Source organism: Acinetobacter populi (genome assembly GCF_002174125.1).
In the GTDB taxonomy this organism is placed as follows: domain Bacteria; phylum Pseudomonadota; class Gammaproteobacteria; order Pseudomonadales; family Moraxellaceae; genus Acinetobacter; species Acinetobacter populi.
The window spans coordinates 87,881-111,793 of record NZ_NEXX01000003.1; the positions used below are offsets into that span (position 1 = coordinate 87,881).

The following is a 23,913-nucleotide window of genomic DNA, read 5'->3' on the forward strand; positions in this document are numbered from 1 at the left end:
ATAATAATAAACATCTGCTCTCATCTTCTTATTTCGACAAATAAACTGGCTACTTTTTATTTATAAAACAAATAATCTTGATGTATCTAATTTTAATCCTTTTAATCCTACAAAATAGTCATGAATTTATTGTAACATCTTAGAAATTTTGATTTTATCTTAAGTACATTCCATTAAACTCAAACTAATATTCTCTTGATTGAATAGGTTGCTATGAAAAAGCTGGTGGTGTTTTCAGGTGCAGGCATGAGTGCAGAAAGTGGTATTCAGACCTTTCGTGACCATGATGGGCTTTGGGAAAATTATGATGTGCGTGATGTCGCCACACCTGAAGCTTGGGCGAAAAATCCAGAATTGGTACAACAGTTTTATAACCAGCGTCGTAAACAGATTCTTGAAGCACAGCCTAATCTTGCTCATCAATTAATCGCTGAGTTGGAAAGACTATTTTCGGTGACTGTGATTACCCAAAATATTGATGATCTACATGAACGTGCCGGGAGTCGCAATGTCGTGCATTTACACGGTAATATCAGACTTGCCAAAAGCTCGGCACCAGACGCACAATATACAACAACCTTTTATCCAATCGAAGGCTGGGCGCTTGATCTGGAACGGGATCGATGTCCACAAGGTTATCCCTTACGGCCACATGTAGTATGGTTTGGCGAGGCTGTACCGGAATATGAACGCGCCATCGGCCTTGTACGTCAAGCTGATATTTTTATTGTGATTGGTTCAAGTCTTAGTGTTTATCCAGTTGCAGCACTGGTTGATGAAATTCAGAGTGATTGTTTAGCTTTCTTGATTGATCCAAAGGCAGATCAAAGCCGAGTTCCAGAGCAATATCAACGGATTCATATGACGGCAAGTACAGGTATGCAGTATTTAAAGGAAATATTGTCTAGTTAGAATAAAAGGTATGCCATCAAGACATACCTTTTACATGCTGTAGTTATGATGCAGCCTTTTTCATATAACGCTGCATGATAATGTCATAACACCATTGATAGATAAACGTGTAAACCATAATACTTATTGCCAGACCAATATCCAGTAATAAAGCATTTAACAAGCTTAAATTCATCATCCATGCAATCATCGGTACGGTAAATATCAATAATCCACCTTCAAATCCAATCGCATGTAAGATACGGATTACCAGTGTACGCTGGGTCCAGCCTTGAAACTTTTCAAGTTTCTCAAAGTAATGATTAAACAACATGTTCCAGAACACAGAAATCACACTCATGAGAACCCACAATACCGTGGTATGTAGTAAATTCGCTTTTAACAGTAAACTCAGTAATGGTGTGCCAATGATTAATAAAATCAACTCATAACACACCGCATGAATTATACGCTGTTTTAATTGTTGCTTGGCTTGCATGATAAACTCACAAAAATTGTATTAATTGATGTTAGCCATCATATATCTTGTTATTTGAATAATAAAATTAGATTCTTTCAGAAAATCTGAAAGATCAAAATAAGACACCTAATAAATATAAAGGAGAGTCGCCAAATGCTGCTCTCCTTTCGTCATTTGATTACTGGTTTATATCATCAGGCTTTTAAAGTTGCCGGATAACCTTCTTCCTGTAAAATTGCAATCACCTGATCTACACTTAGCGTATCGCTATCAACATCGACCTGTTTATTGGCCAAATCTACATTTACTTTGGCAGCGGCATCTACACCATGTAATGCATTATTGATCGCACGCACACAATGACCACAAGACATATTTTCAACTGTAAATTTCATTTTTTCACCTACTGTTTATGTTCTGACAAAAACTGAATCCGGATAGCTCACCTGATTAATCGTTATCGTATTTCGCTTTAACCAAGTTAAAACACTATACAAAAATTCAATAATTACCAATATAAAGTTTCCTATCATGGTAAGGTCAAGCATAAAATAATCCTTGACCTTACCATAGGGTTAAAGTTCATAGTCGTATAATATTGTTAAGAACCACACACAGATGAGAGGCATGACCAATGCAAAACACATCAGAACAAAAATTTGATCTGGATATTAGCGGGATGAGTTGTGCCTCATGTGTTGGGCGAGTTGAACGTGCCTTAAAAAAAGTTGAAGGTGTAGAAAATGCCAATGTCAATCTTGCAACCGAGCGGGCAAATGTTGATGCCAATAATCAGGTAAAAGCCGAAGATTTAATTCAAGCAGTCACACAGGCTGGTTATTCGGCAAGCTTACATCATGCCGCTACAGCACAACATATTCAGCTTGCAGTTGAGGGAATGACCTGTGCCTCATGTGTCGGGCGAGTTGAACGTGCCTTAAAAAAAGTTGAAGGTGTAGAAAGTGCCAGTGTCAATCTGGCAACCGAACGTGCTGATGTCGATTTTAATGCGCCGACAGTAGCACAGGATCTAATCACAGCCATTGAAAAAGCAGGCTATGCTGCACAAATCCTAAAGCAACAACAAAATCGAGATCTGGATCAGAAACGCGAAGAAGAAGCCCAAAGTCTATACAAAGATTTAATCCTCGCAGTGGTTCTCGCCGCGCCTGTCTTTATATTAGAGATGGGTGGCCATCTTATTCCAGCCTTTCATCACTGGATCATGGCAAATATCGGCATGCATAATAGCTGGCTGCTTCAGTTTATTCTGGCCACATTGGTGCTAATTTTTCCGGGACGCAGGTTCTATAAAATTGGTATTCCGGCATTATTTCGTGCGGCACCGGATATGAATTCTCTGGTTGCAGTCGGTACACTTGCAGCGTATAGCTATTCTGTGATTGCAACATTCCTGCCACAGCTTTTACCGGAGCAAAGTATTGCGGTTTATTATGAATCGGCTGTGGTGATTATTGCGCTGATTCTCTTTGGACGTTATCTTGAAGCCAAAGCAAAAGGTCGTACCACTCAGGCAATACAACATCTGATTGCCTTACAACCGAAAATTGCCCATCGTAAAAATGGTGATCACTTTGAAGATGTAGAGATAACGTCATTACAAAGCAATGATATTATCATGATAAAACCTGGTGAAAAAATCCCAACTGACGGAACTGTCATTGATGGATCAAGTTATGTCGATGAATCGATGATGACTGGAGAACCGATTGCAGTTGCCAAAACCATTCATGATAAAGTAATCGGTGGTACAGTAAATCAACAAGGTAGTCTCACAGTCAAAACCACTGCTGTAGGCGAACAGACTGTTCTGGCCCAAATTATTAACATGGTTGAGCAAGCACAAGGATCAAAACTCCCTATTCAAACTCTGGTTGATCGGATTACCCTGTGGTTTGTTCCGGCAGTGATGCTCTTGGCATTGATCACCTTTTTTGTCTGGCTATTCTTTGCACCACAGGCAGGTTTAAGCCTAGCATTAGTCAATGCAGTCGCTGTATTAATCATTGCCTGTCCCTGTGCCATGGGTCTTGCTACCCCAACTTCAATTATGGTCGGTACGGGACGTGCTGCCGAAATGGGCGTGTTATTCCGTCAAGGGGAAGCTTTACAACGACTCAAAGACAGTAAAGTCGTGGCTTTTGACAAAACAGGAACCTTAACTTTAGGTCAACCACAGCTTACCGATTTTATTTGTGTCGAAGGACAAGATGAAACCAATTTGCTGCGTTATGCTGCCTCACTGGAATCACAGTCCGAACATCCCATTGCTGATGCCGTAGTTCATGCAGCCAAAGAAAAAAATCTAAGCTTATTTCCAATTCAACAGTTTCAGGCTATCGTTGGTAGTGGTATCCAAGGCCAGATTGAGCAACATAAGGTTTATCTGGGTGCAGTACGTTTTATGCAATCGCTGAACCTATCGGTTAGCCATTTCTCCATACAAGCCGAACAACTGGCCAATCAGGGTAAATCACCATTTTATCTGGCGATAGATGATCAAGTACTTGCGATTCTTGCTATTGCCGATCCGCTTAAACCTGATAGCCTGTCTGCAATTCAGGCTTTGCACACACTTGGTTTAAAAGTAGCCATGATCAGTGGTGACAATAAAACCACCGCAGAAAACATTGCCGCACAGCTTGGCATAGATACCGTGATTGCAGAGGTTTTGCCGGAAGAAAAAGTACAGGCATTAACTCAATTAAAACAGCAATATGGCGTCACTGCCTTTGTTGGTGATGGTATTAATGATGCACCAGCACTTGCTTCAGCTGATATCGGGATTGCTATTGGTACAGGAACTGATGTTGCCATAGAAACAGCCGATGTAGTGTTAATGTCAGGCAGTATTCAAGGTGTGGTTAATGCGTTTGCATTGTCTCAGGCAACTATTCGTAATATCAAACAAAACCTGTTCTGGGCCTTTGCCTATAATGTGGCCTTGATTCCAATTGCCGCAGGTATCCTATACCCCATAAACGGCACACTACTCTCGCCCATGTTTGCAGCGGCAGCCATGGCACTGTCCTCCACATTTGTACTAACCAATGCCTTAAGGTTAAAACGGATTCGTATTTCACAACATTGAAATACGATTTAGAAACGATTAAGAGTATTTTATAAATCATGAATATCAGCAAAGCTGCCAAGGCCGCAGGCATTTCTGCCAAAATGATTCGCTATTATGAAGAGATTGCCTTATTACCCAAGGCAGTTCGTAGCGCAGCCGGTTACCGGGAATATTTTCCGGCTGATATTGAGCGGCTTAAATTTATTTATCAGGCACGTCAACTGGGCTTTTCCCTTGATGAAATCAAAATTTTAATCCAGCTCTGGCAAAATGAGCAGCGCCATAGTGCCGATGTCAAGGCACTGGCGCAGCAGCATGTCCAGCAATTACAGGAAAAAATTTCACAAATGCAGCATATGGTTGATTATTTACAAGACCTGATTGCTTCTTGTGCCGGCGACGAAAGTGCCCATTGCAGCATACTGGATAAGATTCAGCATCCAGATCATCATGGATAAGATTTTTAAGAGTTAACTCAGATAAAGATGCTCTCTAAAGTCAAAATCTAAATGTTCGCTAATTCAACAATGATTTTTATGGAAGTTATAAAAATTATGCTAATTTAGCGCATTGTTTTTACCTGATCTGTTTGTGATATGTCTATACCACCCGTGCCTGCAACTGGCAAAAATTATCATCTCAAATGGGTTATTTTCGCCCTAGCCATTGGCAGTTTCTGTATCGGCACTACCGAATTTCTGGCGATGGGACTCATTCAGGAAATTGCACAGGGGCTTAATGTATCAATCAGTTCGGCCGGGCATTTTATCAGTGCATATGCCATCGGCGTTACCATCGGTGCGCCCATTATTGCTATTTTGGCAGCAAAAGCACCCCGTAAAAAAATGCTCCTTGGTCTGATGCTATTCTATGCACTGGCAAACCTTGCCACTGCATGGGTCAACTCTCCAGAAACCATGCTGCTCTCCAGATTTATTGCCGGTCTACCACACGGTGCTTATTTTGGTCTGGCAGCCTTGGTGGTTGCCGATCTTGCCGGCTCGAAAAAACGCTCAAGCGCGATTACACAAATGATGATGGGACTGACCATTGCCAATGTGATCGGCGTACCACTGGCAACATGGCTCGGTCAAAAATTTGGCTGGCAAATAGGTTTTCAACTCTGTTCACTGATTGCAGTGCTCACACTGGTCGCTATTGCTATTTTTGTTCCTGTCACCAAAACACCACAGCATGCCAGTATTCGTAATGAATTATCCGGCTTAAAAAATATCAATATGTGGCTAACCCTGTCGGTTGGAGCGATTGGTTTTGGTGGAATGTTTTCGGTCTATAGCTATGCTTCTCCCATCCTCACCAACTATACCCATGCCGATATCAAACATGTACCGTTGGTACTGGCTATTTTCGGTATTGGCATGGTGCTGGGCGGATTAATTTCAGGCTGGCTTGCCGATAAAAACCTGAATAAAACCATTGTTGGTGTATTGATCGGCTCTGCCTGTGCATTTGTGATCGCATATTTTTGCATGGATCATCTTTATAGTGCATTTATCGCATTTTTCTTAATTGGTTTTACTGTGATCGGTTTAGGTGGTCCAATCCAGACACGTTTAATCGATGTGGCTGGAGAAGCACCAAATCTGGCAGCTTCGCTTAATCACTCCGCTTTTAATATTGCCAATGCCTTAGGCGCATTTCTTGCGGGTTGGGCAATTGATCATCAACTGGGTTGGTTATCACCAATCTGGATTGGGTTTGTGTTAAGTCTTATCGGTTTAATGATCTTCTGGATTGCCTATCGCTATGATTTAAAAACACGTCAGCTTTAGCAAACAGCGTCAATCAGGCGCTGACTGAACTAATCTAATGTTATACAGCATACAGGGATTCTAGAAAGTATAATTTCAGCAGAATAAGACATGAATCCCTTGTTCTCATTTTAAATCAATGCATCAATCGTTTTATATTGATGGGCAACTTTAGGCAGGTCTTTACTGTGCCATAGAGTTGCCAGAGGAATAATAACATCTACGGCCAATGGCATTTTTTTCGGATTGAATTGCATGGCACTTAAATCCTGTCCAAATGCAATCAGATCGATATCCAGAGAAATACTATGCGATGGACGTTTACGTCCTGTTTGTGCTTCCAAGGTTTTTAATAATTCAAGTAACTCATTCAATTCAATCTGTGAATCCACCAGACATGCTGCATTCCAGTAATCCGCACCAACCCCGTCCCGACAGGGAATCTCATAGATTGGCGAAATTTGGCATGTCCCCAGCTGTTTTAAGGCAGTCAGGGCAAATTGTGTGTTTTGAATTTTGTCTAAATTACTGGCGATTGCGATCGCATAAATAGTCACGGTGACGCTCGATTTGAATACCGACAGATTGTGCAGCAGGGATAATAGCAGGCTTACGAATAATAATGTTAATTTTATCAATGCTTGGATAATGATTAAACAGACAACGCAGCACCAGATCTGCCGCATGTTCAATCAATTCGGGTTGTGCCTGCACGATGCTTTGGCTTGCCAACTCGCAAATTTCGGCATAATTCAGGGTATCGTCAAGTTCATCACTGTGCATGGCCACAGCAAGATCGGTCCAGATTTTTAAATCTAGAAGTAAGGGTTGCTGAATTTGTCGTTCCCAGTTGAAACAGCCAACAACTGTTTCAACTTTTAAACCTTCGATCAGGATTAAATCGTGCATTGCTTAATGAATCAGTTTGGAATGAGGCTCAATATCATGCAACATTTTCAGTCGATTATCTGCATAAATATCGGTATAAGGTGCCAAAACCCGCATGAAACGATCAAAATATAGCATTTGTTTAAACAGCAAGGCAAAATCACGCGGAAAACGAATGCCATGACGTTCGCCAACAGCGACAATATCCAGCATGATGTCATTCAAATCTGCCGGATTGGTACTTAACAATTGCTGTGGATCGGCCAGTAAAACACCGCTAAATAAACGTTCCAGATCCTGTGCCAGCACATTGGTATCAATATCACGATCCGTCATGCCCATTTGTAGCATGTTGCTGGCCATATCCTGATAATGCGTGTTTTGTAGCGCATCCATAAAACGGATACAGGCTGCCCATACGTCAGGATTTAACTGCCCGACAATACCAAAATCAATAAAACCAATACGTCCATCTTCAAGCAGCATTAAATTACCAGCATGCAGATCGGCATGGAAACTTTTACACATCATCAGACTTCCAAACCAGGTATTCATTGCCGAAATCAATACCTGACTAGGATCTTTGCTATATTGCTTAACCACATCAATATCTGTCAACGGCACACCATATAACCGTTGCATAGTCAGCACTCGTCGGGTCGAAAACTGATGATAGACTTTCGGTGCTGTCGCAGACACATTTTGTGTTAGCTGTAAATAATTAACGAAATCTTCCAGATTCTGCGCTTCTTCAATAAAGTCTACTTCGCGCACCATACGGGTTCGAATTTCATCGACGATATCCGATAGCGAGGCAAATTTTACTTTCGGCATGACGCGTTCCAGCATCTTGGTGGCAAAGTGCACGACGCCGAGATCGGTATATAAAATGGTTTCGACATTTGGTTTTTGAACTTTAATCACCACATCTTCGCCAGTTTTTAACACCGCTGCATGCACCTGTGCAATCGATGCAGATGCCAATGGTTTCTGGTCAATCGACTGAAAAATATCAGCAAGATTCTGACCGGGGAATTCCTGTTGTAACACCTGTTCAATATAGGCAAACGGTAAAGTCGGCGTTTGATCCAGACACTTCTGAAATTCCTCGACATATTCCCGTGGAAATAAAGACGGTGTACTGGCAATAAATTGTCCGAGCTTGATATAGGTTGAGCCTAATTCTTCGAATGTTTCACGCATTAATTTGGCATTGCTGGGTTTGTCAGTTGCATATTTAATGCCTGCTTTTGCTGCAACGACAGCCGTTTCGCCAATGCGTGCCACAGATCGTAATCCTGCAAATAATTGTTTTTTACGCATAATGATATTTAAACTCTGTTAGCCTATAGCAGATTGTAGCAAACTTTTTGCCAATTTTTTGCGAATATAGCGTTATGCTTTTGCAGCACAGCAGGCACAGTCTTTATCTGCCTGAATATTTAAAATCCGCTGTTTCATGCTTACACCATCCCACAGCAACAGTTTATTCAGCAATGGTGCTTGGGCCAGTCCCAAATATAACAAGGCATGATGTGCTTGCAAACTTGCCATCACCACAGGTGTAGTGGCCAAAACACCGGAGTTTGCACAGCGTCTTTCATCTGCAACATCCTGTTCTGGAAAAATACATTGATAACATGGCTGCCCATGCACAAAAAGCAACTGCCCCTGCAAGCCAATTGCGGCTGCACTCAATAAAGGTATATTCTGTGCAACACACATCTGATTGACCAGATAGCGGGTTGCAAAATTATCACAGCCATCGAGGACCAGATCAAAATTCAACAGGTGCTGATTGACAAAGTTGTGATCAAATTTCGCTGTGATTGCTTCAATTTCAATATGCGGATTAATTTTTTTTAAGCGTCGCACCAGCGTCTGTACTTTGTATTGACCAATATCTTCTGGTTCAAAAGCGATCTGACGTTGTAAATTACTGGTTTCAATCACATCAAAATCAATAATACAAAGATGCCCCACACCTGCCCGAGCCAGAAGCTCTGCACAACTACAACCAATTCCACCGGCCCCAATGATCAAAACACGACTATTTTTTAGCCGCTCTTGTGCATCAATATCCCAGCTTTCAAGTAAAATCTGTCGGCTATATAAATGCAGTTCCTGATCAGTAAAAGCAATCGTATGTTCCACTATATTTGACATTGACATGCGTCCAGTTCCATTGTCCTATAATATCATCTATTGTTTTTTAACTCACTTGGAGCATGGTTTTTACTGCTGATGCGGCAAGACCAACCAGCTGCGTTGATAAGTTTGCACTGTAGAATCATAGCGATACAACCAGCTACGTAATGAGCGCTGCCGTTCAGACAGATTCACAGTAATATTGGCAGTAAAGAAAGAAGATTTCACATCAAATAAATCAGCAAACTGATTTCTCTGACCCTCTTCCACCGCAGAAAATGGTGCGGCTTGCCAAATACTGGAAAAATTTTCAAAGGTCTGCATATTTTCCCTCATCTGCTGCAAGGTACTCGCCACAGCCAACGGATTTAATTGCTCATTCAAACAGCTCAGCACAAAAGCACTGGTGGTATTGATATTGATCTTGGTTTCATGTTGTGGCAGTGCGGTGATATACGGTTTTAACTTTTGATAAGGCTCCCCGGCAAAACCACGCACCAGTTGCAATTGCTCAATGCTGGTGAACATTTGATTGGGCGCCAGATAGTCCTGTTGTACACCTTGATAGTAACTGTTTTCTGCACCCATTGCACCGATGGTTTCGTCATCCGCATCCTGCCAGTCAATCACGGCCTCGACCAGATTTGGATCCAGATTCAACCGCTGCAACATGGCTTCGAAAAAAGCACGTGCTGTCGGATTCACAGTACCATCTTTGCTTAATAAAGCATTTAAATTGAATTTACTGTTTTCATCCGTCAAATCTCCGCTGACAAAACCATCTTCTACCGGAAAAACCGGAAAAGGCTTGGCCCAGTTTTCATTGAGATTATCAGTTTTATTGTCCTTGGCATCCTGTACCAGTAATTCGGAGAAAAAATATTCTGCCGACTGCGCATACAATAAAGCCTGATCTTGCCTAAGCAACATACGGGTTTCATCCAGATTGGCCTGTTGATGTTTTAGGATACTAGCTGCCAGAATCGTTGCCAAAACCACCATGATCAAAATAGTCAGTAAAGCAACACCTTTTTGTTGTGACGGGATTTGTTTTGATGCTATACGATCAGGAAGTCTTGTCATTTTCACTATCCTGCGTATTTTGCGTCTGCTCAAGATCAGGCAATGCGGTGACCAGACCAAAGACCCAACGATATTCCCTTGCCTGATAGGTAAATTTAACCTCAATGCCCTTGGGTAATTGCGACAATATATAATTTTGTGCGTCTGAATCGGTCACACTCTGAATCGGCCATTGTGACTGTACAGCAGGATCAAGTGCTTGAAATTGTAAATTTTCAATCGGTGCCAGCACCACATCGCCCGGAACATCCTGACTTTGTTTTTGATAAATATAAGGTTTTTTATATCGAACCAATGCCTGTTTGCCAGCATCAAAACCATATTCTATCGATTCGAATGCGTCCAGTCCTTGCTGCAACGGATCAATCACGCCTGCCTTATTAAACTTGAGTTGTTGACTAGCCAGTTGCAATGCTGGCTGTAGCTGACCATTTTGTTGCCCTGCAATCGGTACAGCCTGGCTCAGATCACGCAACATTTGTGCATAGGCAAACTGGAGTTGGGTAAGCGACTGTGCATGTTCGGCATTACGATCTCGATTTTTAATCAGTTGATCAAATACAATCCAGCCTGTTGCACTCAATACTGCAAAAATTGCAATAGCAACCAGTACTTCAATCAAGGTAAAACCTGAATGAGGATTCGTAAAGTATCGCTTTGCCCTGAGACGCGTTGCTTCGCAAGAAGACCGCGAGCTATGCTCGAGATGAGATACAGGCACATTATTATCCAAGCTCATTGCGTTGTTCCTGCCTGTTGTGCCTGACGATAATTAAACACCGATAAACTGGTAATACCCTGCGCATTGTCTACATTCTGAAGATCAGGATCAATATATGCCACTTGAATCTCTATTTTTTGAACATCTGGACTAAGCGTGGCTGTTGCAGTGCGTGTCACTTTCCAACGTTCACCCTGCTCACTACGTTCTTCACTGGCGATACCCGTCAACCATTCACCTCTGATATTGATTTCTTCAGCGACATTCATGGCGACAAAATGTGCCTCGGTGCGCAGTTGATTTTGCTGGATTGACTGGGTGTTATTCATGGCAATTTTCATCAATGCCAGTGCAGTGACTGCAAATATTGCCAAAGCCACCAGAACCTCGAGCAAAGTAAATGCAGCCTGAATACGTCTTCCTGCGTAATGCTGTGTCATGATGCACCACTTTGATCAACAACCAACCCCAGATGATTTAATTCGATTGCCTCGCCCACTGGCTGCTGCTGGAAATACAACTGAATGCGAACTGGCAGGACTTCTCCATTTCCTAGCCAAATCAGTTGTGGTATTTGTCCTTGGCGGGTATTCAACACCTCAAGGTTATAGCCATGATCCATCGGCTGAATCTGTAATGAAGTATTATCGGGTAAAGTCTTGGTCTGAAAATCTGTGGCTGCCTGCCAGCGATATGTTGTCGTGACAGTCGTTGCGCCAAGCGGCTGCGTGCCTTGATCCGTCTGATTTTCGGTATATTCGACCACCTGATATGCTGCGGGTGCCACATCAGTTGCAGATAAAAAAACCAGTCCAAGTACCCGTCCCTGATCAACCGATTCCAGCCTGATTCTTTGCAAATCCAGTGCCAGCAATTCCCTGCTTTGCATCACCTTACGATGGTCGATTCCGTCGGTATTCATCACGATCAAACTGGCAAGAATAGCCATAATCACAATCACCAGCATTACTTCAATCAAGGTAAAGCCACCTTGTGACTGATGCTTTTGAAAATGGCGACTAGGCATGCTGCTGTTACTCTTGTGCATTCAACACGGCTTCCCGTGTTGGTTTGGGTAATGCAAGTGCCTGCTCAATATAGGAAACTCTTAAAGTATCCCGAGAACCCAAATAACGCTGATAAAATGATGAATTTAAAATTGCTGCGGCACCCTGTGTCATCGACCAGATAGAAGCCAGATAATCACGCACCGGCATCGGACTTTGTATAAATTTGAGATAATGTTCGGTCAAACGAATAATAATATGTAAGCGTTTTTTACGGATACGATAAAGCTCATTAAAAAGCGTTTGTAAACCATGTCCGCTCATCGACAAACGCTCTTCAATCTGATGATAGATTACGGTACGTTCTGGATGATGCAAATGGTGCAGCATAAAAAAGGCCAGATGTTCCGGAAATTCTTTTTCAGTATCCTTAATCATATCCAGCAACATTTGTTCATTACGAATAATCAGCAATAAATAGAGTTCGTCCTTACTCTGGAAATGCTTGTATAAGGTCCCTTTGGCAAGATCAAGTTCGGCAGCAAGTGCATCAAGCGTCATGCCGTTCTCGCCATATTCCAGCAGCAATTGTTCCGCAGTTGAGAATATTAGCTGTTCACGAGCTTTAAACTGTGCTTGTCGATCTAATTGTGTTTCCAGATTTTTCATGTGTAAACATCCAGTTTCACGATACTCATTTAGACTTTATTTGATCGTGTAATACACTCAAAATTTGCTGTCGTGATGGCAGCAATATCCTCAACTGTTGTATCAAAAATCGTGGCCAGTGTCTGTGCGACAAAAGGCACATATTTCGGTTCATTAGCTTTACCACGATAAGGCACAGGTGCAAGATACGGACTATCTGTTTCAATTAAAAGACGATCCAACGGGACCTGTTTTGCGACATCTCTTAAATCCTGTGCATTTTTAAAAGAAATAATCCCGGAAAAAGAGATATAAAAACCCAAATCCAATGCAGCTCTGGCTGTATCCCAATCCTCAGTGAAACAATGCAAAATACCATGTGTGGCATGCTCTGCCTTGAGGATATCAATGGTATCGTGTTTGGCATTACGGGTATGAACAACCAAAGGTTTATGCAACTGCTGTGAAGCATGAATATGCCGGATAAAACAGGCTTTTTGCTGTTCGATAAATTCACAGCTATGGAAATAATCCAGTCCGGTTTCGCCAATCGCCCAAACTTTGTCCGACTGCGCTAGCTCAACCAACTTTTCTACTGTTGCGCGCTGCATCATCTCTGGATTTTCGCATGGATGCACGCCCACGCTATAACCGATTTCCGGATATTGTGCTGCAATTTTAGAGAGTGCAACATGGTCATCCAGTTCCACGGAAATACTCATCATCTGATTCACGCCGGCAGCTTTTGCTGCTTGAATTGCACCATCGAGTGCCCCTGCATAAGGTGATAAATCAAGCAGAGTTAAATGGCAATGCGAATCTACAAACACAGTTTATCCTCGGTTTAAATATAGGGATGACATTCAGCTGTCATTTTGACGATATGCGCGAAAAATTACATGGTGAATGTCGGTTTTTCGGAATTGAGGCTGCCAGCCAGTAGGCGTTCCACTTCATTACGAAAAGCAAAACCTTTTTCTCCCGAAAGCTGAATCGCAAAACCCTGTGGCTTTAAATTGTTTTGTTTGGGAGAAATCCAGATCACTTTACCAGTGACCGGAAATTTTGATGATTGTTCCGGCAGACTCGCAATCACCAGCAATTCCTGACCAAACTTTACCGATTGTTGTGAAGGAACAAATAAACCTCCACCGGAAACGAATGGCATATAACATGCTTGTAAGCTCTCTTTATCTGGCATATTTGCCTGAATAATTGCACCACCGCGTGCTGGTAGCATTGTTTTTCTCCCGAATCGTTATGTAAAATCAACATTCATTAACTGAACGGTTAATTCATCAAAAATAAGCTGGGTTTGCACATTCTGCAATAACATGCCATTTATTTTATTGATTTGCGTATATATAGCAAACAATTGTTGCAAGGAATAGAATTTTTCCAGTTTATCCAGTTGCAGATCGGTTTGTTTCACCGGTTGTTGCAGCTTTAAGGCAATACAATCCTGAATCAAATAACGCAACATGATCAATAGCTCTCGAAAATCCAGCTGTTTCGACCATTGGGTGGAAAATAGCATGGGATAAGCTTTTTTATTGACCAGATCAATCCATGCATCAACAAAACTTTGCCGCTGCCGGAACCATTCGGTCTGTAAAATTTGCTCGGCTTTTAATGGCATTTCAGCAGCCAGTGACAAGGCAATTGAGGTCAGTTGATTTTGGTCTATCGGAGCTATTTGGCTTTGCGCATTATCATCAGCACCAACAATAGTTTGTTTAGCAAGATAGGCCTCTGCCTGATCAGATGAAATACGATCCAGCGCATATTGTTGTACCCGACTGCGAATAGTGGCAGGCAGTTTCAGCATGGCATCACTGACCAGAATCATGACAACTCGCTCGCCCGGCTCTTCCAGTGTTTTAAGCAAGGCATTGGACGCAGCAATATTCAGATATTCGGCATGTTCGATTAAAACCACACGCCATCCTTCAACCCGCTGTTGGACAAAATCACCCATCTCACGAATCTGGTCAATCTTGATCGCAGCGTAGCTTTGTTTTTTCTCATCAAAATCCGGCGCAATCCGTTTTAATTGTGGATGTGTCCCCGCAGCAATCCAGCGACAACTGGCACAATGTCCACAGGCGGACATGCCTTGTTTTTCGGTACACAATAGCCACTGTGCGAATTGCTCGGCAAACTGCTGTTTACCACAGCCTTCTTTCCCATAAAACAAAAGCCCATGCCCGATATTAGGAAATCGCTCAACCAGACGCTGCCACACCACAGTATGCCATGGCAGTAAAGCTTGAATTTTATCAGATTGGGCAGTTGTCATAGAAAAATTACACGATCCATTGATCAATAAAAAATTAATAAAATTTAAATAGATCAAACACTATTCAAAGGTTTGCCGCGGCATTGCGTTCAAACGATCCAGATCCTGTTGGGTGTCCACGCCTGGCGGAAGATTCGCCTGTGCAACATCAATTGCAATACGATGACCATTTTCAAGTACACGCAATTGTTCCAGACTTTCCAGTTGTTCCAATGTCCCCATCGGCCAACCCACAAAATCCTGTAAAAGTTGTACCCGATACCCATACAAACCCAAATGGCGGTATGCATGTTGATGTAAAGTTTTATCTGTATTGCATTCCACATTTTTGGCTGCGTCACGATCATAGGGAATCGTGGCACGGCTAAAATACAATGCTTCATTGTGTTTGGACATCACCACTTTAACAATACTATCACGTTCAAACTCGTCCAGATGAAGAATCGGTTCACATAGGGTTGCCATGGCACAATGTGGATAGCGAATCAATAAATCGGCAACTTGCTGTACCAGTGATGCAGGTAATAAAGGTTCGTCACCTTGGACATTGACCACAATATCCGCTGCATCCCAGCCCTTAATTTTTGCCACTTCACTTAAACGATCGGTTCCTGATGGATGCGCTGGAGATGTCAAAACAACATCAATATTCTCGGCAACACAACATTCCACGATACGCTGGTCATCGGTTGCCACACATAGATCATCAAAACCTTCGACTTTACGTGCCTGATCAACAACCCGTAAAATCATGGCACGACCATGAATTTGTAATAATGGCTTGGCCGGCAGTCGGGAACTGGAATAGCGGGCAGGAATAACAATATGTTTTTTCATGGCTTTACACTTAAATTTTAAAATGAATCATCAGAAACTGCGATATCCAGTTGACGTAACTGTTTATTTAACTGGTGATAACATGCATCAGACAGTATCGCTTCTACAGGAACCACCCAGATCCGTTGCAATTGCTCAGGTTGATCTGCCCAAAGCTGCTGTAACTTTACTGCATCCTTGGCTGTGGTAATGATCGGCTGTGCAGTAAATGTTTTAAAATCATCTAGACAGTATCGATGATGATCAGCAAAAACATGTGCAGTATATTGCACATTGATCTGAGCCAGTGTTTGAAAAAAACGCTCCGGAAAACCAATACCCACCACAGCCTGATAATGAACTGTTGCATCAAAGACCCGACTGTCATCTCCCAGACAATAGGGCTGTCCGACTGCAAGATGCATATTCAGGGCAGAACTGGCATGTGCATTGTGCTCAATAACAGTCACATCTTCTAGTCTGGACAAAGGTTCCCGCAAAAAACCTTCTGGTAATAATCGCCCATTGCCAAAGCCACGCGCACTGTCTACCACCACCCACTCAATATCACGTTGTAAGGCAAAATGCTGTAAGCCATCATCGCTTAAAACCAAATCAAGCTCATAGTGTCCAAGCAATAGTTCAATCGCCTGCTGCCGATTTGCACCCACTGCCATCGGAACATGCGTTGATTGAACAATCAATTTCGGTTCATCACCCACCTGTGAAGCAAGCGATTGGTCACTCACTAAGGCAGGAAATGGCCCTTCGCCACCATACCCTCGACTAATCACGCCCACACTGATGTGCTGCTGTTGTAGATATTTAACCAGATTAATAATTAACGGGGTTTTTCCACTGCCCCCAACCGTGATATTACCAATGATCATCACCGGCACAGGGGCATGATAGGCATGTTTGCTTTGAGAAGATTTCTGAAATAAAAAAACGCCCCGATATAACCAGGATAAAGGACGGAGTAAGATCAGCCAGGATGACTGTTTTTGCCACGCCTGCTGAATTCTATCTGCCAAATCCATGGTTTGCTTATCCTATCTGGGGATCCAGACTAAACTGGCGCTGGTGTAGTTTGGCATATGCACCCTGCTTAAGCAGAAGCGACTGATGGGTACCTTCCTCAATGATCTGACCATGATCCATCACCACAATACGATCTGCTTTTTCAATGGTGGACAGACGATGTGCAATGACAATGGTGGTTCTGCCCTGCATCGCACGATCTAGCGCCTGTTGAATATAATGCTCAGACTGATTGTCGAGCGCACTGGTCGCCTCATCGAGAATCAAAATCGGTGCATTTTTCAACATGGCACGAGCAATTGAGATACGTTGACGTTGTCCACCGGAAAGATTCAATCCATTGGCACCAAGCATGGTGTCATAACCATGTGGTAACTCCATGATAAAATCATGTGCATATGCTGCTTTTGCTGCGGCAACAATTTCCGCTTCACTGGCATTTGACAATTCACCATAGGCAATATTGTCACGTACACTACGGTCAAATAAAATCACCTGCTGGTTTACAATCGCAATATTATGTCTTAAATGCAATAACTCGATATCTTCAATTTTATACCCATCAACCAAAAGCTCACCGGAACTATGTTGCTGATAACGCAATATAGAATTTACCAGGGTTGATTTACCCGCACCGGAACGCCCAACCAATGCTACCGTTTCACCGGGTTGGATATCGAGGCTTAAATGTGACAAAGCCTCAGTTCCATCAGGATAAGACAGACTGACATTCTGAAATTGAATATGACCGCGAATTGCCGGTTTTAATGTACCCAGATTATCTTCATCAGGAGTATCCAGTAAATCAAACACCGATTGTGCCGCAGCAAGTCCACGCTGAATTTTCTCATTCACCTCAGTCAATGCTTTGACCGGTTTACTCAATAATCCCGCAGCCGTAATAAATGCAACGAACTCGCCAGCAGTCGTCCCACCGAGAATTTGTGGCCGCAATGCAATCCAGACTACTGCACTCATGGCCAAAGCCATAATTAATTGTACAATTGGTGAATTTAAACTGACGACCACCACCAGTTTTAAGCCTTTTTGCAGGTTTTCCAGTGAATACTTATGAAAACGCTGACGTTCATACTCCTGTCCGCCATAGCCTTTCACTACAGAATAGCCATTTACTGTTTCCTGTACCACGTGACTGACATCACCCATGGTATTTTGCAATTGCACCGATAATTTGCGCATCCGCTTTGAGGCATTTCTAATGACCAGACCAATCAGTGGCGCAATGATTAAAATGGTTAATGATAAACGCCAGTTGATATAAAACAGATAGCCTAATAAACCGACGACAGTTAAACCATCACGAACCAGTGTTTTTAAGGATTCGGTGGAGGCCGCAGTCACCTGTTCAACATTATAAATGACTTTGGCGGAAATATGTCCGCTGGAATTATCTAGATAATATTGTGTCGGCAATTTCACCAATTTTTCAAAAATTTGCTGCCGCATGGTAAAAATCAGATTACGGGAAATCACTGCGGAGAAATAACTCCCCAGAAATGCACCAATTCCGCGGAAAAAAAACAAAGAAATAATTAAAACGGGAAAAAGGTTCTTGGCTGATTGATCGGTATCATTAATCGCATCAATAATGTATTTAATCAACTGGGCAATCGAGACTTCTGTCGCTGCATTAATTGCATAACCCAGCAATACCAGCAAGCCAACACGCCAGTATCCTTTTAAATAGGACAGTAAACGAAAATATACCTGCAAATCACGCTTCACTAATTGTAGCCTCGAGCCGGAACTTTGGTACTAATATTAATATTCATAAATCCTAATTTACCTGCAACATCCATCACCCGTACCACATCCTGATGCGTTGCTTTGGCATCCGCAGCAATGATCAATGGCATATCATGGCGATTTGCTGTGGCTTGTTTAATCGCCGTCGTCAATTGTACTTCATCATTACCTGCAAGCGCCTGCCCGTTGACCAGATATTTACCCGACGACTGTACCACAACCTCGACTTTATCGTCGTATGATTTTGGTGGTACACCCTGTGCATCGGGCAAGGTCAGATTAACCCGACTATGCTGATTGAAACTGGTCGAAACCAGTAAAAAAACCAGTAAAAACAATAAACAGTCAATCATTGGTGTGAGATTGACTTCTATTTCATTTACGCGTGGCCGGTTAAACTTCATCTTAAACTGGCTCCTGCTCGGTATCAGAAGCAGCGCTTTTGGCTTTACTGTAAAACAATATGGCATGGTACATGGTTGCCTGCTGTTCCATTTCAACCACCAACTCTACCACAACCCGCTGAAAATAACGGTATGCAATCAGTGCCGGAATCGCCACAATCATACCTGCCGCAGTGGTGATTAATGCTTTCGATACACCATTGGCCAGCATTGCCGGATCGGTAACGCCACCAGAATTGACTGCCAAAAATGCCTCAATAATACCAAGCACTGTCCCTAACAGACCAAGTAAAGGTGAAATTGCACCAATTGTGCCTAAAAAATTAATATTTTTTTCCAGTTGAGAGATTTGTACGCTCGCTTCGGTCTGCATCTGAATTTTTACAAATTCGGCATTTTTAAAACGAAACATGTATCCCTTTTGCAAAATTTTGCCTAAAGGACTCTTAAATAACTCTTGTTGATCCTGTACCGTGAGATTATCACTACTTGAGCGTAATATAATCTCATTGACTAAATTTTTTGGGATAATTCGTGAACGCTTTAAACGCATAAATCGTTCAATAATGATCGCCATTGCTGCAATCGAACACGCCAGCAAAGGCAGCATCAGCCATCCGCCAGCTTTAATAAACTCCCACATACACCCCTCTTTTTAAAACTTTTTATAAACTAAGCATCTGGTAAGCAAATATTTAAAATTCCATCAAGCTCTTCCAGCGAATGATATTTAATCACAATTTTGCCTTTGCCTTTGGTATTGTGATCAATCTGTACCTGTGCGCCAAATCTTTCCGCTAGGCGATCTGTTAACTGGTGAATATCCGAATTGACCATTTTTTTATCCTGTTTCTCGGTCTTGGGTTCCAACCATTCACGTACCAATTGCTCGGTCTGACGTACCGATAGATTTTTTTTCACAACCAGCTCTGCAACTTGTGCCTGTTCAAGTTTTTTCAGCGGCAACAATGCTCTGGCATGTCCCATATCAATTTTTTGCTGATTTAATAATTCTTTTACCGAATTTTCCAGACTTAATAACCGCAATAAATTACTGACTGTTGCGCGCGCTTTACCGACTGTTTCAGCAATTTCCTGATGACTTAAACCAAATTCTTCATGAAAGCGTTGCAATGCCAACGCCTGCTCCATCGGGTTTAAATCCTGACGCTGAATATTTTCAATCAATGACAAGGCTATGGCAACTTGATCGGAAATATCTCGTACAATTGCCGGAATATGACTCAAGCCTGCCAATTGTGCTGCACGCCAGCGACGTTCACCGGCGATAATTTCGTAACTGTCCTGATCGGCAAGTTTACGAATGACGATGGGCTGCATCACCCCGTGTTGTTTAATGGATTCGGCAAGTTCCTGTAACTCGTCCTCATCAATATGTCGACGCGGTTGATAGACACCTCTTTGTAACAGTGCCACATCAACACTTTCCAATTGACCATCTGCAATCACTGCTGATGGCTCGGCAAGGGTTTGTTTTTCACGCTGAATTGAACCAAGCAAAGCATCCAGACCACGCCCTTTTGCCAGACCACGCTTTTTGGTTGTCATGCTTTTGCTCCCTGTTTTACTTTCTTCATCAATTCTGCGGCAAAATTCAAATAAGCCACTGCACCTTTGGAACTTTTTTCAAAATAAATCACCGGTAAACCATGCGCAGGTGCTTCTGCCAGTCGTACATTACGCGGAATCACTGTATCGAAAAGTTTTTTACCAAAGTAATTTTCTAGCTCTGCCGATACATCTTTTGCCAATGCATTTCGACCATCGAACATGGTACGCACGACGCCCAAAATTTCCAAATCGGGATTCAAGGTCTGGTTAATGCGTTCAATGGTCTGGCATAAATCAGCCAAGCCTTCTAAGGCATAATATTCGCACTGCATCGGAATTAGCACGCTATCAGCAGCACATAAAGCATTTACCGTAATCAGACTTAAACTTGGTGCACAGTCAATGATGATAAAATCATAGGATTTTTCTATTTGTTTTAAGGCATCACGTAAAATAAATTCACGCTCTGCCTGCTCGGCAATGGACAACTCCACCCCGGCCAATTCACGATTGGAGCCCAATACTTTGTACAAGGCTTCACTTTTGGTAACTGCTGCCTCAATCGGCGCATCTCCCAGCAAAACATCAGCTACGGTATAGGTTAATTCATTTTTTTGCACACCAGAACCCATGGTCGCATTGCCTTGCGAATCAAGATCGACCAAGAGCACCCGTTTTTTTAAAATGGCTAATGAGGCTGCCAAATTTACAGCAGTCGTGGTTTTGGCCACGCCACCTTTTTGATTTGCAATTGCTATAATTTTAGCCATGACAGCACCACTTTATTTTCATCCATTTTCTCATCGTTATGACGCACTTAACAAAATCAAATGCCGTTGTTCATCTAAATGCGGAACCTTTAACTGAATCACCTGTTGTTGATAATCAGACAATTGTGCCAGCTCTTCGGTTGGCACAACACCTTTCATTGCAGCAATCACAGAATGTTCGTGCATATAAGGTTTTGACAGGCTAACAAAATCCAGCAAGGATGCAAATGCCCGACTGGTAATCACATCAAAATGTCCCAGTTTGTCAATATGTTCCTGATCTTCAACTCGTGTCTGTACCGCTTGCACATTAGGCAGCTTCATATCAGCAATAAACTGTTTTAAAAAACGAATTTTTTTACCATTTGAATCGAGTAGTACACAAGTCCGCTCAGGTTGGCACAAAGCAATAATCAGACCGGGCATACCGCCACCAGTACCAATATCAATCAGACGACCTTCGGGCAAATAAGGCAGAATACTCAAACTATCGAGCAAATGTTTCACAAGCATTTCTTTTGGATCACGAATTGCTGTGAGGTTAAATGCCTTATTCCAGAGCACCAATGCATCCTGATATTTAAGCAAATGATCAAGTACATCTGATGATAGCTCTAGGTTTAAAGCCTTTACACCTTGTTGCAGGCTTTGATAAAAAGGATGCATAAAATTATCTGGTCAGTTGAATTATGGCAGTATTATAACGTGGAACATTACCCAAAACACAAATGGTATTTTTGTTAAATGCCGTGTTTTAAATCAATTGCATACGAATTTTTTGATCAAGTTGTTGCAAGCGTTCCGGTGTGCCTACATCCACCCAGCAACTTGCCATTTTTTCACCACTCACCAGACCCTGTGTCATGGCAGCTTTAAGCAAGGGTGCCAAAGGTCGTTTGCCCTGTGGCAAGTCTGCAAATAGCTTAGGTGAAAGTACACTAATCCCGGCAAAAGTCAAAGGTTCACCGTCCTGTGCTTGCTCAAAGGTATAAATTCGGTTCTGTTTAAGCAAAAAATCCCCATTCGGATGTTGTGGCGGATTTTCTACCAACACCAAATGTGCAAGATCATTACCCAGATTCAGTTTTGATAAATTATCAAAGTCGTAACGACTCCAGACATCACCATTCACCACCATAAACGGTTCATCACCCAACTGGGACAATGCCTGAATAATACCACCTGCGGTTTCCAGCCCCTCATCTTCAAGTGACCAGTGAATATTTACTCCATATTGCGCACCATCACCCAGTGCTGCAACCAGTTTTTGCTTGAGCCAAGCCGCATTAATTACAATATCGGTAATACCTATCTTTTTTAAGGCTTCGATATGCCAAACAATTAATGGTTTATCAGCTACTTTAAGTAAAGGTTTTGGTGTTTCAAGGGTTAAAGGACGCATGCGACTACCAAAGCCGGCTGCAAGAATCATGGCTTTCATGCAACGTCCCCAAGCTCGGTATATTCACCATATTTTGCAATAAATGCGGGCATCACTTCCATTTCGATGAACTGCTGAAAATCTTGTAATGCCGAACAATGTGCCAATTCCTGACGCAGATACCACATCACACGTGGCAAATCCTTAAGATATCCTGATTTACCATCACGCACATAAAGACGCACAAAAATACCCAAAATCTTCAAATGACGCTGAATCGACATGATCTCGGCATCCAGTTGAAATTGTGCCAAATCACGATTTTTGCGGGCTTGCTCAGGCAACATGGCATAAAACTCGGCAATCCACTTTTGTACCTGTTGTGATGGCCACTGTACATAAGCATCACGTATGATTGAAATTAAATCATAGGTATCTGGTCCAACTACCGCATCCTGAAAATCGATAACACCAAGATCATTTTCACCGTCAAGTATCATCAGATTACGACTGTGATAATCGCGATGTACCAACACCTGTGGCTGATGTTCCAGATTTTCAATGATCCATTGATAACTGCGATGTAATAGCTCTGCATGCTTTTCGGTGACTTCAATTTTTAGATCAGGCAACATCCATTGATCAAATAGACGCATTTCCTGAATAAGTTTCTCTATGCTGTATTTTGGAAAAATCAGCTGGTCAACCGGAATCGCCTGCAACTGGATAATTTGTTTAAAGGCTTGCAGATAATAAGCATCAACAGTCTGTGCATTTAAAGCATTGGCGAGCAAATGATCACCAAAATCTTCCAGTAATAAAAATCCCTGCGACAAATCCTGTGCAATAATATGTGGTACACGCGCACCATGCTGTTCCAGATAGGCTGCGATTTGAACAAAAGGCAGACAATCTTCTTTTTCTGGTGGCGCATCCATCAACATATAGGTTTGATTGGGAAGGTGGATTCTAGCATAGCGTCGAAAACTTGCATCTCCCGGTAAATATTTGATTTCAAAGGCCTGTTTTTCAATTATTTGTTCTAGCCATTGTTGTACAATCTGTTCTCTTTGCATTCACTCACTACCTATACTTGCAAAAACACCGCATTATTTGCAGCTATAAGTGTA

At 42.3% G+C, this 23,913-nt stretch carries 28 protein-coding genes; 4 read left to right on the plus strand and 24 right to left on the minus strand.

Translation table 11 applies throughout. The annotated features are described in order from the left end of the window. Window positions 1-213: 213 nt before the first annotated feature. A complete protein-coding gene (locus CAP51_RS09460) occupies window positions 214-912 on the plus strand; it encodes an SIR2 family NAD-dependent protein deacylase (RefSeq protein ID WP_087620517.1) in 699 nt (232 codons plus the stop codon). 43 nt (window positions 913-955) lie between these two features. Here the strand turns inward: CAP51_RS09460 and aceI are convergent, their stop codons facing one another. Further along, window positions 956-1,390, minus strand: a complete 435-nt coding sequence (gene aceI / locus CAP51_RS09465; RefSeq protein ID WP_087620518.1) for a chlorhexidine efflux PACE transporter AceI — start codon at window positions 1,388-1,390, stop codon at window positions 956-958. Window positions 1,391-1,566: 176 nt separating this feature from the next. Then, the gene (locus CAP51_RS09470) at window positions 1,567-1,767 is read right to left on the minus strand and encodes a heavy-metal-associated domain-containing protein (protein ID WP_087620519.1); all 201 of its coding nucleotides are present in this window, start codon (window positions 1,765-1,767) and stop codon (window positions 1,567-1,569) included. Between the two features lie 239 nt (window positions 1,768-2,006). Here CAP51_RS09470 and CAP51_RS09475 point away from each other — a divergent pair, with 239 nt between their 5' ends. The 3 genes from CAP51_RS09475 to CAP51_RS09485 all read left to right on the plus strand — a co-directional run bounded on the left by CAP51_RS09475 (window position 2,007) and on the right by CAP51_RS09485 (window position 6,259). Further along, window positions 2,007-4,484, plus strand: coding sequence for a heavy metal translocating P-type ATPase (locus CAP51_RS09475; protein WP_087620520.1), 2,478 nt, complete (start codon window positions 2,007-2,009; stop codon window positions 4,482-4,484). A 38-nt stretch (window positions 4,485-4,522) separates the two neighbouring features. After that, a complete protein-coding gene (gene cueR / locus CAP51_RS09480) occupies window positions 4,523-4,924 on the plus strand; it encodes a Cu(I)-responsive transcriptional regulator (protein WP_087620521.1) in 402 nt (133 codons plus the stop codon). Window positions 4,925-5,062: 138 nt separating this feature from the next. Further along, window positions 5,063-6,259, plus strand: coding sequence for an MFS transporter (locus tag CAP51_RS09485; RefSeq protein WP_087620522.1), 1,197 nt, complete (start codon window positions 5,063-5,065; stop codon window positions 6,257-6,259). A 110-nt stretch (window positions 6,260-6,369) separates the two neighbouring features. Here the strand turns inward: CAP51_RS09485 and CAP51_RS09490 are convergent, their stop codons facing one another. From CAP51_RS09490 to CAP51_RS09595, 22 genes are all read right to left on the minus strand, one after another. Beyond that, on the minus strand, window positions 6,370-6,795 hold the full coding sequence (locus CAP51_RS09490) for a 2-amino-4-hydroxy-6-hydroxymethyldihydropteridine diphosphokinase (protein ID WP_245809120.1): 426 nt from the start codon (window positions 6,793-6,795) through the stop codon (window positions 6,370-6,372). Then, window positions 6,764-7,147 carry a dihydroneopterin aldolase gene (gene folB / locus CAP51_RS09495; protein WP_087620523.1) on the minus strand — a complete coding sequence of 128 codons (384 nt, stop codon included), beginning with the start codon at window positions 7,145-7,147 and terminating at the stop codon, window positions 6,764-6,766. Before folB ends, CAP51_RS09490 begins: the two co-directional genes overlap by 32 nt. 3 nt (window positions 7,148-7,150) lie before the next feature. Further along, window positions 7,151-8,449: an ABC1 kinase family protein gene (locus CAP51_RS09500; protein WP_087620524.1), complete on the minus strand. Its 1,299-nt coding sequence runs from the start codon at window positions 8,447-8,449 to the stop codon at window positions 7,151-7,153. Window positions 8,450-8,521: 72 nt separating this feature from the next. Beyond that, window positions 8,522-9,298, minus strand: a complete 777-nt coding sequence (locus tag CAP51_RS09505; RefSeq protein WP_425426785.1) for a HesA/MoeB/ThiF family protein — start codon at window positions 9,296-9,298, stop codon at window positions 8,522-8,524. Between the two features lie 63 nt (window positions 9,299-9,361). Further along, window positions 9,362-10,357, minus strand: a complete 996-nt coding sequence (gene gspK, locus CAP51_RS09510; protein WP_087620525.1) for a type II secretion system minor pseudopilin GspK — start codon at window positions 10,355-10,357, stop codon at window positions 9,362-9,364. Further along, the gene (locus CAP51_RS09515; protein ID WP_087620526.1) at window positions 10,341-11,096 is read right to left on the minus strand and encodes a type II secretion system protein GspJ; all 756 of its coding nucleotides are present in this window, start codon (window positions 11,094-11,096) and stop codon (window positions 10,341-10,343) included. The genes gspK and CAP51_RS09515 overlap by 17 nt, the downstream gene beginning before the upstream one ends. After that, on the minus strand, window positions 11,093-11,518 hold the full coding sequence (gspI, locus tag CAP51_RS09520; protein ID WP_087620527.1) for a type II secretion system minor pseudopilin GspI: 426 nt from the start codon (window positions 11,516-11,518) through the stop codon (window positions 11,093-11,095). The genes CAP51_RS09515 and gspI overlap by 4 nt, the downstream gene beginning before the upstream one ends. Next, complete coding sequence (locus CAP51_RS09525) at window positions 11,515-12,105, minus strand: pilus assembly FimT family protein (protein ID WP_087620528.1); 591 nt, start codon at window positions 12,103-12,105, stop codon at window positions 11,515-11,517. The genes gspI and CAP51_RS09525 overlap by 4 nt, the downstream gene beginning before the upstream one ends. 7 nt (window positions 12,106-12,112) lie before the next feature. Further along, on the minus strand, window positions 12,113-12,754 hold the full coding sequence (locus CAP51_RS09530) for a TetR/AcrR family transcriptional regulator (RefSeq protein WP_087620529.1): 642 nt from the start codon (window positions 12,752-12,754) through the stop codon (window positions 12,113-12,115). Window positions 12,755-12,783: 29 nt separating this feature from the next. After that, the gene (locus CAP51_RS09535) at window positions 12,784-13,563 is read right to left on the minus strand and encodes a TatD family hydrolase (protein ID WP_087620530.1); all 780 of its coding nucleotides are present in this window, start codon (window positions 13,561-13,563) and stop codon (window positions 12,784-12,786) included. Between the two features lie 65 nt (window positions 13,564-13,628). Beyond that, a complete protein-coding gene (locus CAP51_RS09540) occupies window positions 13,629-13,973 on the minus strand; it encodes a PilZ domain-containing protein (protein ID WP_087620531.1) in 345 nt (114 codons plus the stop codon). Between the two features lie 18 nt (window positions 13,974-13,991). Continuing rightward, window positions 13,992-15,032 carry a DNA polymerase III subunit delta' gene (locus CAP51_RS09545; RefSeq protein ID WP_087620532.1) on the minus strand — a complete coding sequence of 347 codons (1,041 nt, stop codon included), beginning with the start codon at window positions 15,030-15,032 and terminating at the stop codon, window positions 13,992-13,994. 60 nt (window positions 15,033-15,092) lie between these two features. After that, window positions 15,093-15,869, minus strand: a complete 777-nt coding sequence (gene kdsB, locus CAP51_RS09550) for a 3-deoxy-manno-octulosonate cytidylyltransferase (RefSeq protein ID WP_087620533.1) — start codon at window positions 15,867-15,869, stop codon at window positions 15,093-15,095. 17 nt (window positions 15,870-15,886) lie between these two features. Then, on the minus strand, window positions 15,887-16,888 hold the full coding sequence (gene lpxK, locus CAP51_RS09555; protein ID WP_087620534.1) for a tetraacyldisaccharide 4'-kinase: 1,002 nt from the start codon (window positions 16,886-16,888) through the stop codon (window positions 15,887-15,889). A gap of 7 nt (window positions 16,889-16,895) precedes the next feature. Further along, window positions 16,896-18,635: a lipid A export permease/ATP-binding protein MsbA gene (gene msbA, locus CAP51_RS09560; RefSeq protein WP_087620535.1), complete on the minus strand. Its 1,740-nt coding sequence runs from the start codon at window positions 18,633-18,635 to the stop codon at window positions 16,896-16,898. Then, on the minus strand, window positions 18,635-19,060 hold the full coding sequence (locus CAP51_RS09565; RefSeq protein WP_087620536.1) for an ExbD/TolR family protein: 426 nt from the start codon (window positions 19,058-19,060) through the stop codon (window positions 18,635-18,637). Before CAP51_RS09565 ends, msbA begins: the two co-directional genes overlap by 1 nt. Before the next feature lies 1 nt (window position 19,061). After that, on the minus strand, window positions 19,062-19,703 hold the full coding sequence (locus CAP51_RS09570) for a MotA/TolQ/ExbB proton channel family protein (RefSeq protein WP_087620537.1): 642 nt from the start codon (window positions 19,701-19,703) through the stop codon (window positions 19,062-19,064). 29 nt (window positions 19,704-19,732) lie between these two features. Then, window positions 19,733-20,629 (minus strand): ParB/RepB/Spo0J family partition protein, encoded by an 897-nt coding sequence (locus CAP51_RS09575; protein ID WP_087620538.1) that lies wholly within the window; start codon window positions 20,627-20,629, stop codon window positions 19,733-19,735. Further along, window positions 20,626-21,402 carry a ParA family protein gene (locus tag CAP51_RS09580; protein WP_087620539.1) on the minus strand — a complete coding sequence of 259 codons (777 nt, stop codon included), beginning with the start codon at window positions 21,400-21,402 and terminating at the stop codon, window positions 20,626-20,628. The genes CAP51_RS09575 and CAP51_RS09580 overlap by 4 nt, the downstream gene beginning before the upstream one ends. A gap of 36 nt (window positions 21,403-21,438) precedes the next feature. Continuing rightward, on the minus strand, window positions 21,439-22,068 hold the full coding sequence (gene rsmG, locus CAP51_RS09585) for a 16S rRNA (guanine(527)-N(7))-methyltransferase RsmG (protein ID WP_087620540.1): 630 nt from the start codon (window positions 22,066-22,068) through the stop codon (window positions 21,439-21,441). 88 nt (window positions 22,069-22,156) lie between these two features. Beyond that, window positions 22,157-22,843, minus strand: coding sequence for an N-acetylmuramate alpha-1-phosphate uridylyltransferase MurU (gene murU, locus CAP51_RS09590; RefSeq protein ID WP_087620541.1), 687 nt, complete (start codon window positions 22,841-22,843; stop codon window positions 22,157-22,159). Then, the gene (locus tag CAP51_RS09595) at window positions 22,840-23,859 is read right to left on the minus strand and encodes an aminoglycoside phosphotransferase family protein (RefSeq protein WP_087620542.1); all 1,020 of its coding nucleotides are present in this window, start codon (window positions 23,857-23,859) and stop codon (window positions 22,840-22,842) included. Before CAP51_RS09595 ends, murU begins: the two co-directional genes overlap by 4 nt. Window positions 23,860-23,913: the final 54 nt, after the last annotated feature.